This is a genomic window from Rubellimicrobium thermophilum DSM 16684 (assembly GCF_000442315.1).
GTDB classification, from domain to species: domain Bacteria; phylum Pseudomonadota; class Alphaproteobacteria; order Rhodobacterales; family Rhodobacteraceae; genus Rubellimicrobium; species Rubellimicrobium thermophilum.
This window is the reverse complement of record NZ_KE557320.1, coordinates 987,842-1,000,798: the sequence shown is the minus strand read 5'-3', so window position 1 is coordinate 1,000,798 and position 12,957 is coordinate 987,842. Positions and strand designations below refer to the sequence as shown.

At 69.7% G+C, this 12,957-nt stretch carries 15 protein-coding genes, 1 tRNA gene and 1 pseudogene; 13 read left to right on the top strand and 4 right to left on the bottom strand.

Going from position 1 to position 12,957, the window contains the following annotated elements; all coding sequences use genetic code 11:
* The first annotated feature begins 16 nt into the window (after window positions 1-16).
* The 7 genes from RUTHE_RS05850 to RUTHE_RS05820 all read left to right on the top strand — a co-directional run bounded on the left by RUTHE_RS05850 (window position 17) and on the right by RUTHE_RS05820 (window position 5,404).
* Window positions 17-583, top strand: coding sequence for a LacI family DNA-binding transcriptional regulator (locus RUTHE_RS05850; RefSeq protein ID WP_021097399.1), 567 nt, complete (start codon window positions 17-19; stop codon window positions 581-583).
* A complete protein-coding gene (locus RUTHE_RS05845; protein ID WP_021097398.1) occupies window positions 552-1,043 on the top strand; it encodes a substrate-binding domain-containing protein in 492 nt (163 codons plus the stop codon). Before RUTHE_RS05850 ends, RUTHE_RS05845 begins: the two co-directional genes overlap by 32 nt.
* Before the next feature lie 101 nt (window positions 1,044-1,144).
* The gene (locus RUTHE_RS05840; protein ID WP_021097397.1) at window positions 1,145-2,107 is read left to right on the top strand and encodes a sugar ABC transporter substrate-binding protein; all 963 of its coding nucleotides are present in this window, start codon (window positions 1,145-1,147) and stop codon (window positions 2,105-2,107) included.
* Between the two features lie 53 nt (window positions 2,108-2,160).
* A complete protein-coding gene (locus tag RUTHE_RS05835; RefSeq protein ID WP_021097396.1) occupies window positions 2,161-3,141 on the top strand; it encodes an ABC transporter permease in 981 nt (326 codons plus the stop codon).
* The gene (locus tag RUTHE_RS05830) at window positions 3,138-3,881 is read left to right on the top strand and encodes an ATP-binding cassette domain-containing protein (protein ID WP_021097395.1); all 744 of its coding nucleotides are present in this window, start codon (window positions 3,138-3,140) and stop codon (window positions 3,879-3,881) included. The genes RUTHE_RS05835 and RUTHE_RS05830 overlap by 4 nt, the downstream gene beginning before the upstream one ends.
* A 36-nt stretch (window positions 3,882-3,917) precedes the next feature.
* On the top strand, window positions 3,918-4,769 hold the full coding sequence (locus RUTHE_RS05825) for a sugar phosphate isomerase/epimerase family protein (RefSeq protein WP_021097394.1): 852 nt from the start codon (window positions 3,918-3,920) through the stop codon (window positions 4,767-4,769).
* On the top strand, window positions 4,766-5,404 hold the full coding sequence (locus tag RUTHE_RS05820; protein WP_021097393.1) for a nucleoside triphosphate hydrolase: 639 nt from the start codon (window positions 4,766-4,768) through the stop codon (window positions 5,402-5,404). The genes RUTHE_RS05825 and RUTHE_RS05820 overlap by 4 nt, the downstream gene beginning before the upstream one ends.
* A 71-nt stretch (window positions 5,405-5,475) precedes the next feature.
* Here RUTHE_RS05820 and RUTHE_RS05815 read toward each other — a convergent pair.
* Window positions 5,476-5,559, bottom strand: a tRNA-Tyr gene (locus RUTHE_RS05815).
* Window positions 5,560-5,660: 101 nt separating this feature from the next.
* Here RUTHE_RS05815 and rlmB point away from each other — a divergent pair.
* The 5 genes from rlmB (at window position 5,661) to RUTHE_RS05790 (ending at window position 8,798) form a co-directional block, all read left to right on the top strand.
* Complete coding sequence (gene rlmB / locus RUTHE_RS05810) at window positions 5,661-6,452, top strand: 23S rRNA (guanosine(2251)-2'-O)-methyltransferase RlmB (RefSeq protein ID WP_021097392.1); 792 nt, start codon at window positions 5,661-5,663, stop codon at window positions 6,450-6,452.
* Window positions 6,453-6,641: 189 nt separating this feature from the next.
* Window positions 6,642-7,076 (top strand): CoA-binding protein, encoded by a 435-nt coding sequence (locus RUTHE_RS05805; RefSeq protein ID WP_021097391.1) that lies wholly within the window; start codon window positions 6,642-6,644, stop codon window positions 7,074-7,076.
* 387 nt (window positions 7,077-7,463) lie between these two features.
* The gene (locus tag RUTHE_RS05800) at window positions 7,464-7,847 is read left to right on the top strand and encodes an NADH:ubiquinone oxidoreductase subunit NDUFA12 (protein WP_021097390.1); all 384 of its coding nucleotides are present in this window, start codon (window positions 7,464-7,466) and stop codon (window positions 7,845-7,847) included.
* Window positions 7,848-7,854: 7 nt separating this feature from the next.
* Entirely contained in the window at window positions 7,855-8,316 is a 462-nt protein-coding gene (gene mlaD / locus RUTHE_RS05795; protein ID WP_021097389.1) for an outer membrane lipid asymmetry maintenance protein MlaD, read from the top strand.
* Entirely contained in the window at window positions 8,313-8,798 is a 486-nt protein-coding gene (locus RUTHE_RS05790) for a DUF2155 domain-containing protein (protein WP_021097388.1), read from the top strand. Before mlaD ends, RUTHE_RS05790 begins: the two co-directional genes overlap by 4 nt.
* Here the strand turns inward: RUTHE_RS05790 and aat are convergent.
* The 3 genes and pseudogenes from aat to accB all read right to left on the bottom strand — a co-directional run bounded on the left by aat (window position 8,743) and on the right by accB (window position 11,275).
* Window positions 8,743-9,321: a leucyl/phenylalanyl-tRNA--protein transferase gene (gene aat, locus RUTHE_RS05785; protein WP_211217730.1), complete on the bottom strand. Its 579-nt coding sequence runs from the start codon at window positions 9,319-9,321 to the stop codon at window positions 8,743-8,745. The genes RUTHE_RS05790 and aat overlap by 56 nt on opposite strands.
* 88 nt (window positions 9,322-9,409) lie before the next feature.
* Window positions 9,410-10,765, bottom strand: a complete 1,356-nt coding sequence (gene accC, locus RUTHE_RS05780) for an acetyl-CoA carboxylase biotin carboxylase subunit (protein WP_021097386.1) — start codon at window positions 10,763-10,765, stop codon at window positions 9,410-9,412.
* Between the two features lie 5 nt (window positions 10,766-10,770).
* Window positions 10,771-11,275 (bottom strand): annotated as a pseudogene (gene accB / locus RUTHE_RS05775) (acetyl-CoA carboxylase biotin carboxyl carrier protein).
* A 635-nt stretch (window positions 11,276-11,910) separates the two neighbouring features.
* Between accB and RUTHE_RS05765 the strand changes: the two are divergent.
* Window positions 11,911-12,942, top strand: a complete 1,032-nt coding sequence (locus RUTHE_RS05765; protein ID WP_021097383.1) for a helix-turn-helix domain-containing protein — start codon at window positions 11,911-11,913, stop codon at window positions 12,940-12,942.
* Window positions 12,943-12,957 lie beyond the last annotated feature (15 nt).

Below are 12,957 nucleotides of genomic sequence, written 5' to 3'. Positions count from 1 at the left end.
AGGGGAGGATCCGGCCATGGCCCGAAAGGGGGCAGAGATCGCGACATCGCTGCGCGCGCCCTTGCGTCCGTCGCTGCGGGATGTGGCCCGCCGGGCGGGGGTCTCCACCGGCTGCGCCTCGAATGTCCTCAACCGCCGCCGCCCCCAGGATGACGAGATCGGTCGTCGCGTGCTCGCGGCGGCCGAGGCTCTGGGCTACCGCGCCGATGCGATGGCGGCCAATCTGCGTCGGGCGACATCGCGGCTGGTCGGGGTGGTGCTGCCGGATTTCCAGAACCCCTTCTTCGGCGCGCTTCTCTCCGCGCTCGAGCGCGAGGCGGCCCGGACCGGGCACCGGATCACCGCCGCGTCCACCCATGACGATCCGGAGGCCGAACGGCGCGAGATCCTCGCCCTGATGGACTGGCGTCTGGCGGGGCTGATCGTCGTGCCGGCGGCTTCGTCGCAGGCGCTGGACGGGCTCGGCCTGCCGGTCGTGGTGGCCGACCGCACGGGGGGGACCGCACGGCACCGACGAGGTGGGGGCCGATGGGCGGGCCGCGGCGGCCGCGGTGATCCGGCGCCTGGCCGATCTGGGCCATGACCGGGTCCTGCTGGCCTTCTCGGACGATTCGGCGCCGAACATCGCCGAACGCCTGAACGGGGCCGAGGCATCTGCGCAGGCTGCGGGCGTCGCGCTCGAGCCGCTCCGCTGCGGCTGGAGCGTGGAAAGCGCCGATCACGCCTTCGCCGCGCATCTGGAGGGGGCGCCCGCCCCGCGCGCCGTCTTTGCGCTGACCAACCTGATCGCCCTGTCGGGCTGGTCGGCCCTGGTGCGGCGCGGACTGATGCCGGGGCGGGATCTGGCCTTTGTCGGCTTCGACGATGCGGACTGGATGGCGCACATGCATCCTCCCGTCGCCGCCGTGGCCCAACCGGTGGAGGAGATCGCGCGCCGCGCCTGGGCCCGCCTCATGGCCCGGATCGGCGGAGAGGGGGGAGGGCCGGTCTCCGAACGCGCGCCCTGCATCCTGCACGAACGCGGCACCCTCGTGCCGCCCTGAACAGGGGATCCGGCGCGTGCGGGCCCGGTCCCGCCCGTGCGTTGCCGGCGGGGGCCTTGCTCCCGGACAGACAGGGGACCGGAAAGAGGATGGGAGGAACCATGAACAGGATTCTTGCGGGGGTCGCGCTGCTCGGCCTGACGGCCGGGGCGGGCTGGGCCCAGACCAACACCTATGGCGTGCTGATGAAGACCCTCGCCAACCCCTTCTGGGGCGCGATGGAACAGGGTGTGCGCGACGGCGCCGCCGAGGCGGGGATCGAGGTGATCGTCCAGGCCGTGGAAAGCGACCAGGCCGCCGAACCCCAGCTCAATGCCTGCAATGCCATGCTCGAGACGCCGATGGACGCCTTCATCACCGCGGCCATCAACTCGACGATCCTGCTGCCCTGCCTCAAGCGCGCCAACGAGATGGGCATCCCCGTGGTCGATCTCGACGGCAATCTGGATCATGAGATCGCGGCCCAGGCGGGGGTGGAGATTGCCTTCTCCATCGGTTCGGACAATGTCGCCGCCGGGGCGCAGGCCGCGGACTGGCTGGTCAGCCAGATCGGAGCCGAGGCGACCGGCCCGGTCCTCGTCATCGAGGGGCTGGCCGGCAACATCACCGGCGAACGGCGCGCCCAGGGCTTTGCCGACCGGCTGGCCGAACTGGCCCCGGGGCTCGAGATCGTCGCCCGCCTGCCCGGCGACTGGGACCGCGGCAAGGCGGCCAACATCACCAATGACGTGCTGACGGCCCATCCCGATCTGGTTGCCATCTTCGCCGCCAATGACGGCATGGCGCTGGGCGCGGTGGAGACGGTGTTCGCCGCCGGCAAGCAGGATCAGGTGACGGTGATCGGCGTGGACGGCAACTCGGATGCCGTGCGGTCGATCCGTGACGGCCGTCTCGATGCCTCGGTCGCGCAGCTTCCCTATCTGGTCGGCAAGCAGGCGGTGGAGAACGCCGGCCGCGTCCTCGCCGGAGAGGAGGTGGAGGACTTCATCTATGTCCCCACCCTCGTCCTGACGAAGGACGTGCTCGAGGCCGGCACCGAGCCGCTTCTCGAATACGTCCGCTGATCCGTTGCAACCGGGCCGGATCCGCTCCGGCCCGGCCCCTGCGGGAGCCTTCCATGACAGCCGTCATCCGTGCGCCTCTCGGCGCCCTCAATCGTGCGCTCGGCCGCGCCCATGTGCGGGCCGAATCGCTTCTCGTCCTTGTGGCGCTGGTCGTCGTCCTGTCGATCCTGTCGCCCGTGTTCCTGTCGCTGTCGAACTTCTTCAACATCCTGCTTGCGACAGCAACGGTGGGGATCCTGGCCATCGGGGCCACCTTCGTCATCTGCGCCGCGGGCATCGACCTGTCGCTGGGATCGGTGCTGGGGCTGTCCTCCGTGACGGGGGCGGCGATGTCGGCCTATCTCGGCCTGCCCTGGCCCTTCGTGATCCTCGGTGCGCTGGCGGCCGGGGCGGCGGCGGGCTTCGTCAACGGGCTGACGGTGGCGGTGGCGCGCGTGCCCGCCTTCATCGTCACGCTGGGGATGATGGGCATCGCGCGCGGCCTTGCGCTCATCATCTCGGGCGGGCAGGGGATCTACGGCATGCCGCCCGAGATCCTGTTTCTCGGACAGGCGCGCCCCTTCGGGGTGCCGACGCCGATCTTCATCCTGATCGGGACGGCGCTCATCGCCCATTGGGTGCTCGCGCATACCCGCTTTGGCCATCACACCCTTGCGCTGGGCGACAACGAGGCCGCCGCCCGCGCCACGGGGATCGATGTGCGCCGGCTGCGGCTGATGCTCTATACCCTCTCGGGGCTGATGGCGGGGCTGGCGGGGCTCGTGTTTACCGCCCGCGTCAACACCGGCGATCCCACGGCGGGCCTCACCTACGAACTGCTGGCCATCACCGCTGCCATCATCGGGGGGACCAATCTCTTCGGTGGGCGCGGCTCGATCCTCGGGACGATGGTCGGCGCGCTCATCATGGGGGTCGTGCAGAACGGCCTGAACCTGCTCGCGGTCCAGGCCTACTGGCAGCAGATGGCCATCGGCACGGTGCTCGTCGCCGCCGTCTGGCTCGACCAGATCCGCCAGAGGGGGAGGGTGCTGTGAGTCTTCTGGAACTCGAGGGTGTGGAAAAGGCCTTCGGCCCCGTTCAGGTGCTGCGCGGCATCACGCTGAAGGTGGAGGCGGGCGAGGTGGTCGGCCTTCTGGGCGACAACGGGGCCGGCAAGTCCACGCTGATGAAGACCGTGACGGGCGTCTATGCTGCGGACCGCGGTGTCGTCCGCTTCGCGGGCGAGGATGTGACGCTCCTGCCGCCCGGCGAACGGCGCCGTCGCGGGATCGAGATGATCTATCAGGATCTGGCGCTTGCTCCTCAGCAGGACGTGGCCAACAACATCTTCCTCGGGCGCGAGCCGACGCGGCGACTCTGGGGCCTTCTGCCCGGCCATGTGGACAAGGCCCGCATCGACCGCGAGGCGCAGGCCATGGTGGACCGGCTCGGGGTGCGGGTGCCGTCGATCCACATCCCCGTGGGGATGCTCTCGGGCGGTCAGCAGCAGACCATCGCCATCGCCCGGGCGCTGACCTTCGCGCCGCGTCTGGTCATCATGGACGAACCCACCGCCGCCCTGGCCGTGCGCGAGGTGAACTCGGTCCTGGCCCTGATCGAGCGGATGGCGGCCGACGGCATCGGGGTGATCCTGATCTCGCACCGCCTCAACGACGTCTTCCAGGCCTGTTCGCGTATGGTCGTCCTCCAGCGCGGGACCGTCGCCGCCGATCTGCGGCGCGAGGAGACCAGCATGGCCGAGGTCGTCTCCTACATCGTCGGCGCCCATGCCTGAGCGCCGGCCCGTCTTCACAGCAAGGGAGCATTCGTGATGCAGGGTTTCGGAGTCCACACGAGCATGTGGACCATGCACTGGGACCGCGCGGGGGCCGAGCGGACCATTCCCGCCGCCGCCGCCTACAAGATGGATTTCATCGAGATCGCGCTGCTCGATACCGCGATCGTGGATGCGGCCCATACCCGCGCGCTGCTGGAGAAGCACGGCCTGCGCGCCGTCTGTTCCCTCGGACTGCCCGAGCCCGTCTGGGCCAGCGTCAACCCCGAAGGCGCCATCGCGCATCTGAAGCGCGCACTCGACAAGACGGCCGAGATGGGGGCCGAGGCCCTCTCGGGCGTGACCTATGGCGGCATCGGCCAGCGCACCGGGGTGCCGCCGACGCCGCAGGAATACGACAACATCGCCCGCGCGCTCGAAGCGGCCGCCAAGCATGCGAAGGCCCTCGGCCTCGCCTTCGGGATCGAGCCGGTGAACCGCTACGAGAATCACCTGATCAACACCGGCCGGCAGGCGGTGGAGATGATCGAGAAGGTCGGCGCCGACAACATCTTCATCCATCTCGATACCTACCACATGAATATCGAGGAGAAGGGCGTCGCCAACGGCATCCTCGATGCGCGCGAGCATCTGCGCTACATCCACCTCTCCGAGAGCGACCGCGGCACCCCGGGCGAAGGCACCTGCGACTGGGACGAGATCTTCGCCGCCCTCGCCGCGATCGGGTTCAAGGGGGGGCTTGCAATGGAAAGCTTCATCAACATGCCGCCGCAGGTGGCCTATGGCCTTGCCGTCTGGCGTCCCGTGGCCGAGAGCTTCGAGGAGGTGATGGACCGTGGCCTGCCCTTCCTGCGCAACAAGGCGCGCCAGTATCGGCTCATCGCATGACCAGACCGACGGATGAAGAGGGCCTGCTGCGCCATCTGGCCGGGCGGGCAGCGGCAGGGGGCCGGACGATCTGCGCGATCGTCGGCCCGCCCGGATCGGGCAAGTCCACACTGGCCGAATCGCTGGCCCGGCGGCTCGATGAACAGGTGCCCGGATCGGCGGCGGTGCTGCCGATGGACGGCTTCCATTACGACGATCTCTGGCTCGTCCCCGCGGGGCTGCGGCCCCGCAAGGGCGCGCCCGAGACCTTCGACGTGGCCGGCCTGCGCCATCTGCTGACCCGTCTGCGCGCGGGCGAGGACGGGGTCTTCGTCCCCGTCTTCGACCGGGATCTGGAGATTGCCCGGGCCGGTGCCCGCCCGATCCCGGCTTCCGTGAGGCTGATCCTCTGCGAAGGCAACTGGCTGCTGCTCGACCGCGATCCCTGGCGCAGCCTGCATCCCTTCTTCGATCTCACCATCCGCATCGACGTGCCCGAGCCGATCCTGCGAAGGCGCCTGCGGGCCCGCTGGGAAGGCTATGGCCTGTCGGAGGAGGAGATCGCCTGGAAGCTCGACGGCAACGACCTGCCCAACGGGCGCCTCGTCGCCGCCGAGAGCGTTCCGGCCGATCTGGTGCTGCGGCAGGAGGGCTGATCGGGAGGGGTGAGGGTCTGCCTTCGCGGCCGGCCTGCCCGCAGGACGGATGCGGAAGGGAAAGGGGGAAATGGTGGGCGACCCTGGAATCGAACCAGGCATGGGTCTCCCCGGCGGAGTTACAGTCCGCTGCCGCACCTTGCAGCACGTCGCCCGACGCGGGGCGGAATAGCCGGGCCGGGCAGGGGGGTCAACGGGGAAAAGCGGTTGCACCCGCCCGCACCCCCCGCCAAGGAACATCCCGGGAGGTGCCCCGATGAAGAAGCCTGCCTGGGTGATCGAGAAGGAACGGGCCCGCCGGGCCGCTGCACGCGAAACGGTCTGGCTCTTCGGCCTTCATGCCGTGCGCGATGCGCTGCTCAATCCCCGCCGCGAAAGGCTGCGCCTTGTCGTCACGCCGAATGCGGCCGACCGCCTGAAGGACGCCATCGCCGCCTCCGGCATGACGCCGGAAATCAGCGATCCGCGCCGCTTTGCCGCCCCGCTCGATCCCGAATCGGTCCATCAGGGCGCCGCGCTGGAGACCCGCCCCCTCGCCTGGGGCCGGCTCGAGGATCTGGCCCTGGCCGAAGGGCCGGGGGCGCCGCTGCTTGTTCTGCTCGACCGTGTGACGGATCCGCACAATGTCGGGGCGATCCTGCGTTCGGCCGAGGTGTTCGGCGCCCGCGCGGTGATCGGAACCGAACGGCATGCCGCGCCCGAGACCGGCGCCCTGGCCAAGGCCGCGTCGGGCGCGCTCGAACGCCAGCCCTATCTGCGCGTGAAGAACCTGGCCGAGGCGATGGAGACGCTGCGCAGCATGGGCTTTGTCCTTCTGGGCCTCGACGGGGCCGCGGCAGAGGATCTCGATTCGGCCCTTGCCGGCCGGAGGGCCGGGCCGCTCGCCCTCGTGCTCGGCGCCGAAGGCGAGGGCCTGCGCGAACGCACGCGAAGCCTCTGCGACAGTCTCGCCCGGATTCCGGCCGCGGGGGCCTTCGGATCGCTGAATGTCTCGAATGCCGGGGCCGTCGCGCTCTATGCCGCCAGACGGGCGAATGGGGCGGAATGATGGCGGACTTGCGGCATCATCACGGCAATGTGATCGCTGTGGCCTGCCCGGACGGGAACCCGATGCCCCTCCCGCACGTATTTCCCATGCGCGCATCTGGAACCTGCGCGCTTCGCTTCACTGTCCCTCGTTCCACACCTGCAACGCCCGGGTCCCGTGCCCGGGCGCTTTTTTCGCGGAGAGGCGTCCATGACCCAGACCGATGACGCGCTCATCCGGGACATCCTGACCCGGACAAGGACCATCGCCCTTGTGGGCTATTCCGCGAATCCCGCACGGCCCAGTCACGGCGTCGCGAGCTTCCTGCGATCCAGAGGCTATCGCGTCATCCCCGTCAATCCGGGTCTCGCCGGACAGGAGCATCTGGGCGAAAAGGTGCGCGCCTCGCTGGCCGGAATCCGCGAGGCAGTCGATCTGGTGGACGTGTTCCGCCGCAGCGAGGAGGTCGCCGGCATCGTCGATGAGGTTCTGGCGATGGAGCCGAGACCCCTTGCCCTCTGGACGCAGCTCGGCGTGCGCGACGATGCGGCCGCAGCCCGCGCCCGGGCCGCGGGCCTGCTGGTGGTCCAGGACCGCTGCCCCGCCATCGAGATTCCGCGCCTCGGCCTGCCTCCGCTGGCCTGACGGCACGGCCGGGCAGGAGAGGACGGGCTGCCGGGGGGTGTTGCGCGAATCGGGGCCGGAGCGCGCGTTGCGCTTACCCTTTCTTAACGCTTCCGTGCCAGAACGGCCCCATCGGTCGCAATGGCAGAAGGAGGAGGAAGAAGACGGAGGACAACAAAAGAAGAGGACAAGAAGACAGGGTCAGGGACCGGATCATCTCCGCAAAGGCCGATGCCCCCGCAGGGGCCTGTCTCAGGGGCCTGTCTCAGGGGCCTGTTTTCGGGGGCTGTGCGGTTGCTCCGGCGCCTGTCCGGACGGAAAGCCGCCATCACGGCGAGGGGAGGGCCTGGCGCATTGACCCTCTGTTCCATCCGGGGCATGGAGACCCCAGCACGGGAGGCTCGCGCGATGGGATTCTGGACCGCAGTCAGACGCATCTTCACCTGGTGGGACGGCCAGACCTACGGCACCCAGCTCTGGACGCGGCGCCATGGCGTGAAGGTCGGCGAGGACGAGTTCGGGAATATCTACTACCGCTCGCGCGACGGGCGCCGCCGCTGGGTCATCTATAACGGCGAGGCCGAGGCCTCCCGCGTGCCGCCGGACTGGTTCGGCTGGCTTCACCGCAACTATGACGAGGCGCCCAGCGAGAAGCCCCTGCGCCGCAAGCCCTGGGAGAAGCCCCATCTGCCGAATCTGACCGGCACCGATCTGGCCTATGCGCCACCCGGCTCGCTGCGTCGCCCCGATCCGGTCGAGCGGCGCGACTACGAAGCCTGGATGCCGGACTGATGCGCTGATGCGCGAGAATCCGCTGGAGGTCGCGGCCGGCGCCCTGGTCCTTGTCGTCGCCGGTCTGTTCCTGCTCTTCGCGCTGGACCGCGCAGGCCATCTCGGGTCTTCGCAGGGCATCCGCATCCTGGCCAGCTTCCGCTCGGTCGAGGGGGTGAGTGTCGGGACGGATGTGCGCATGGCGGGCGTCCGCATCGGCAGCGTTACGGGTCTTGCGCTCGATCCCCAGACCTACCGCGTCCGCACGGAGATGACCCTGACCGCCGATGTGCCGATCCCGGAGGATTCGTCGGCCGTGGTGGCGAGCGAAGGCCTCCTGGGCGGCAGTTTCGTCGAGATCGTGCCCGGCGCGTCCTTCGAGACGCTTCCTGACGGGGGCGAGATCCTGGATACCCAGGGCGCCGTGAGCCTGCTGAACCTGCTGCTGCAATACATCTCCGGCGGATCGTCGGGGGAGGTCGCGCCATGACGGCGGGGCGGTGCCTGGGGCTGGTCCTGGCCCTGATGCTGCCGGGGGTGGCGGCGGCGCAGGACAGCCTGACGATCAGGCCGCCGGCGCGCGACGGGGCGCAGCCCGGCGCAGTGACCGAGGGGACGGCGGAAGGGACGGCGGAGGAGGCGCCCGGAGGAGAGGCCCCCGACAGGGCGACCGGTGCGGTCGTTGCCGGGCGCGCGGGGCTGCTGCGTGTCCTCGACAAGCTCGACGGCTCGACGGCAGATATCGAACTCGCCCCCGGCGAGGAAGCGCAGATCGGCTCGCTCATGATCGTCATGGGCGAATGCCGCTATCCGGCGGACAATCCGTCGGGGGATGCCTATGCCCTTGTCTCGATCCGCACCATCGCCGATGACACCGCCCTGTTCGAGGGCTGGATGATCGCGTCTGCTCCGGCGCTCAACGCGATGGATCATCCCCGCTACGATGTCTGGGTTCTGCGGTGCGTGCCGTGATCTCCCATCGGGCGGGCACCTGCAGCGCCCTGGCCAGAAGCTGGCGGTATTCCGCGGCTGGCACCTCCCGCCCGCCGAGAGAGGCCAGATGGGGCGTCAGGAACTGCGTGTCGAGCAGCACGAAGCCCCCCGCGCGCAGCCGCTCCACCAGCGCGGCCAGGGCGACCTTGGAGGCGTCCCTCCTGCGCGAGAACATGCTTTCGCCGAAGAAGGCGCCGCCGATGGCCACGCCGTAGCAGCCGCCCACCAGCGCATCGCCCTCCCAGGTCTCGACGGAATGGGCATGGCCTTCGCGGTGGAGCGTCTCATAGGCCCGGGCGATGGGACCGCTGATCCAGGTCTCGGAGCGATCGGCGCAGCCGGCGATGACGCCGGCGAAATCCTGATCGAAGCTGATGCGGAACCGCCCCCGCCGGATGGTGCGCCGCAGCGAGCGGGACAGATGAAACCCGTCGAGGGGGAGGATTCCCCGACGCTTCGGCTCCACCCAGAAGACATCCGGGTCGTCGCGCGTTTCGGCCATGGGAAAGAGGCCGACGCGATAGGCCTGCAGCAGCAGATCGGAGGACAGGTCCTCGCCCTTCACGATCGGTATCACCCCTGTCCCCAGGTCATGCTGCGGCGGTCATGTTCTCCCGCAGCCAGCGCTCGAGCCAGTGGATGTCGTAGCGGCCTTCGCGGATGGCCGGCTCGCGCAGGAGGGCATGGAACAGCGGCACGGTGGTATCGACCCCGTCCACGATCAGCTCCGACAGGGCCCGGCCCAGCCGGGCAAGCGCCTCGTCCCGGTCCCGCCCATGGACGATGAGCTTGGCGATGAGGGAATCGTAATAGGGCGGGATGCGGTAGCCGTCATAGAGAGCCGAATCCATCCGCACCCCGAGGCCCCCGGGCGCATGATACTGGGTGATCCGGCCCGGCGAGGGGGAGAAGCCGGGCAGCTTCTCGGCGTTGATGCGCACCTCGATGGCATGGCCGTTCAGGCGCAGATCCTCCTGCCGGAAGGACAGCGGCAGACCGGCGGCCACGCGGATCTGCTCCCGCACGAGATCCACGCCGAAGACGGCCTCGGTCACGGGATGTTCCACCTGCAGGCGGGTGTTCATCTCGATGAAGTAGAAGGCGCCGTCCTCGTAGAGGAATTCGATGGTGCCGGCCCCGGCATAGTTGATCTTGGCCACAGCTTCGGCGCAGATGCGTCCGATGCGCTCGCGCTCCTCGGGACGGATGACGGGGCCGGGGGCTTCCTCGAGCACCTTCTGATGACGCCGCTGGAGCGAGCAGTCCCGTTCTCCCAGATGCACGGCGCCACCCTTTCCGTCGCCGAAGACCTGGATCTCGATATGCCGGGGCTTCTGGAGGTATTTCTCGATATAGACCTCGTCATTGCCGAAGGCAGCCTTGGCTTCGGATCGGGCGGTGCCGAAGGCGGTCTCGATCTCGTCGGGCGAATGGGCGACCTTCATGCCCCGTCCGCCGCCGCCGGCCGTGGCCTTGATGATGACGGGATAGCCGATCTCTCCGGCGATGCGCCGGGCCTCTGCCAGCGTGGGCACCCCGCCATCCGATCCGGGCACGACCGGGATGCCCAGCGTCCGTGCCGTCTCCTTGGCGGTGATCTTGTCGCCCATGATGCGGATATGCTCGGCCCTCGGGCCGATGAAGACGATGCCGTGATCCTCCACCGCCTGCACGAAGGCGGCGTTCTCCGACAGGAAGCCATAGCCGGGATGGATCGCCTGGGCGCCGGTGATCTCGCAGGCCGAGAGAATGGCGGGAAAGCTCAGATAGCTTTGCGAAGAAGGCGGCGGACCGATGCAGACGGCCTCGTCGGCCATGCGGACATGCATCGCATCGGCATCGGCGGTGGAATGGACGGCGACCGACCGGATGCCCATCTCGCGGCAGGCGCGCACGACCCGCAGGGCGATCTCGCCCCGGTTGGCGATCAGGATCTTGTCGAACATCGTGCTCACTCGATGATCATCAGGGGCGCGCCGTATTCCACAGGCGCACCGTCATCGACCAGGATGCGCTTGACGACCCCCGCATGCGGTGCGGGGATCTGGTTCATCGTCTTCATGGCCTCGATGATGAGGAGCGTGTCGCCGACCTTCACGGTCTGGCCGATCTGGACAAAACGGTGCGGCGCCCGGTTCGGGCTGGAGATAGACCGTCCCCACCATGGGTGAGATGACGGCGCCGGGATGGGCGGCAGGATCCTCCGGGACGGGGCTGGCTGCGGCTGCCGGCGCGGCTGCGGCAGGCGGCGCGGAGGGCGCGGGGCCGGAGGGGGCCGGCGGCAGGGAGGCCGGGATCGTCACCACGCTTCCGCCGCGGGAAACCCGCACGACGAGCCTGTCATTCTCTCCGAAGTCACGCTTGACCTCGAGCTCCGTGAGATCGTTCGCGCGCAGCAGCTCGGCCAGCGCGCGGATGAATCCCACATCGCTCTCGTGCGTGTCCCTGTTGCTCATGGACTGCCCTTTCGTGTCGTCCCGCCCGTCCGGCTCCCCCCGCCTGTCGCGCAGGCAGGGCCGCAGCGACCGGACGGCCCGAGGGCCGGTTGAGCAGGGCTTATACGCGAGAGGGGGCAGCGGGGAAAGCCGTCATGCTCCGCGCGCGGGGGGGCGGGTCGTTGCGCCGCTCGGCCCTGGCCTCCTCGCACCGCCGTTCGGAAGGCAGCATCTCGATCCCGAAGGGCTTGAGCAAGCGGCGCGGCGGATCGACGGCATCGGGCCCTCCGGTGCCGGCCCCCTCGCTGGACAGCAGGCTCCGCAGGGCGTGTGCCTGCAGCGCGGGACAGGGCAGCGGATGCGCCGGGGCCAGCGCGGCGGGCGGGCGATCCTGCCTGGCGCTGGCCGCAGCATCGGCCGCAGGCCGCAGATCCGGCATCACCTGCGGTGCCGGGAGGAGGGAGAAAGTGAGACCGGTGTCCATGGCGGATTCCCTTCGGATTTGCGCCCCCGCCCCGATTCTGGACATCAGGATGTGAAGAAAGGGTAAAGGGCAGGGGGGGATGCGCAGGGAATCATCCATCGGGGCATGCGGCTCCGGCCTTGCCGGCCCTGTTCTCTGCCCGCTAGCCTCCCCGCGGGAGGGAGCGATCCGCATGGCCGAGGGGCGAACCACGGGCGCGCGCCTGCGCGACCGGCGGCAGGAACGGGGATTGCGGCAGGCCGATCTGGCCCGCCGGGTCGGCATCTCGCCATCCTATCTCAACCGGATCGAACATGGGCAGCGGCGGATCGGTGGCAAGCTCCTGCTCGATCTGGCCGCCGCGCTGGGGCTCGACCCGGCTGCCCTGGCTGAGGGGGGAGAGGCCCAGCGGGCCGAGGCGCTGCGCGCCGTCGCTCTCGAGGCCGAAGCCGCAGGTCTGCGCCCTGCGCCCGAAATCGCCCGTGCCGAGGAAATGGCCGAACGCTTTCCCGGCTGGACGGCGCTGATCCTGCGCCAGTCCGTGCGCATCGAGGCGCTGTCGCGCCGTGTGAGCGAACTGGCCGGGCGGCTTGATCATGATCACGATCTGGCCCGGGCGCTGCATCAGGTGCTCTCGGGCGTCACCGCGATCCGCTCTGCCGCGGGGATCCTGGCCGACAGCCCGGATCTGGATCGCGACTGGCGCGAACGCTTCCTGCACAACATCCACGATGACAGCGAGGCGCTGGCCGACGCGACGCGCGCCCTGGTGCGCTTTCTCGAGGCGCCCGAGAGGGGGGGCGTGGCGCTGGCCGCCTCGCCGGCCGAGGAAGCCGGCCGCTGGCTCGAGGCCCGGGATTACCGTCTGCCCGAGATCGAACGCGGCGAAGCTCTGGCCGATCCGCTCCCGTCCGGTGCGGCGGGCGAGCTGGTGGCGGCCTTTGTCGCCCGCTATGCGGCCGATGCTGCCGCCCTGCCTCTCGGGCCCTTTGCCCGTGCCGCGCGGGAGATGGGGCATGAACCGGCGATGCTCGCCCGGGCCTTTGGCCAGCCGCTTCCGCGCATCCTGCGCCGTCTTGCCGCCCTGCCGCCGGACGACGGGCATCCGCCACCGGTCTTGCGATTGCCGATGGGGCGGGACGCTGCTTCATCTCAAGCCCATCGAGGGCCTGTCCTTTCCCCGTTCCGGGGGCCTGCCCCCTCTGGCCCTTGTCCGAGGCGCTGACCCGACCCGGTCGGG

Coding starts and splice junctions, on each gene's coding strand:
- RUTHE_RS05850 (WP_021097399.1), top strand. CDS start 17: ATGGCCCGAAAGGGGGCAGAGATCGCGACATCGCTGCGCGCGCCCTTG.
- RUTHE_RS05840 (WP_021097397.1), top strand. CDS start 1,145: ATGAACAGGATTCTTGCGGGGGTCGCGCTGCTCGGCCTGACGGCCGGG.
- RUTHE_RS05835 (WP_021097396.1), top strand. CDS start 2,161: ATGACAGCCGTCATCCGTGCGCCTCTCGGCGCCCTCAATCGTGCGCTC.
- RUTHE_RS05825 (WP_021097394.1), top strand. CDS start 3,918: ATGCAGGGTTTCGGAGTCCACACGAGCATGTGGACCATGCACTGGGAC.
- RUTHE_RS05820 (WP_021097393.1), top strand. CDS start 4,766: ATGACCAGACCGACGGATGAAGAGGGCCTGCTGCGCCATCTGGCCGGG.
- rlmB (WP_021097392.1), top strand. CDS start 5,661: ATGAAGAAGCCTGCCTGGGTGATCGAGAAGGAACGGGCCCGCCGGGCC.
- RUTHE_RS05805 (WP_021097391.1), top strand. CDS start 6,642: ATGACCCAGACCGATGACGCGCTCATCCGGGACATCCTGACCCGGACA.
- RUTHE_RS05800 (WP_021097390.1), top strand. CDS start 7,464: ATGGGATTCTGGACCGCAGTCAGACGCATCTTCACCTGGTGGGACGGC.
- mlaD (WP_021097389.1), top strand. CDS start 7,855: ATGCGCGAGAATCCGCTGGAGGTCGCGGCCGGCGCCCTGGTCCTTGTC.
- RUTHE_RS05790 (WP_021097388.1), top strand. CDS start 8,313: ATGACGGCGGGGCGGTGCCTGGGGCTGGTCCTGGCCCTGATGCTGCCG.
- aat (WP_211217730.1), bottom strand. CDS start 9,321: ATGGCCGAAACGCGCGACGACCCGGATGTCTTCTGGGTGGAGCCGAAG.
- accC (WP_021097386.1), bottom strand. CDS start 10,765: ATGTTCGACAAGATCCTGATCGCCAACCGGGGCGAGATCGCCCTGCGG.
- RUTHE_RS05765 (WP_021097383.1), top strand. CDS start 11,911: ATGGCCGAGGGGCGAACCACGGGCGCGCGCCTGCGCGACCGGCGGCAG.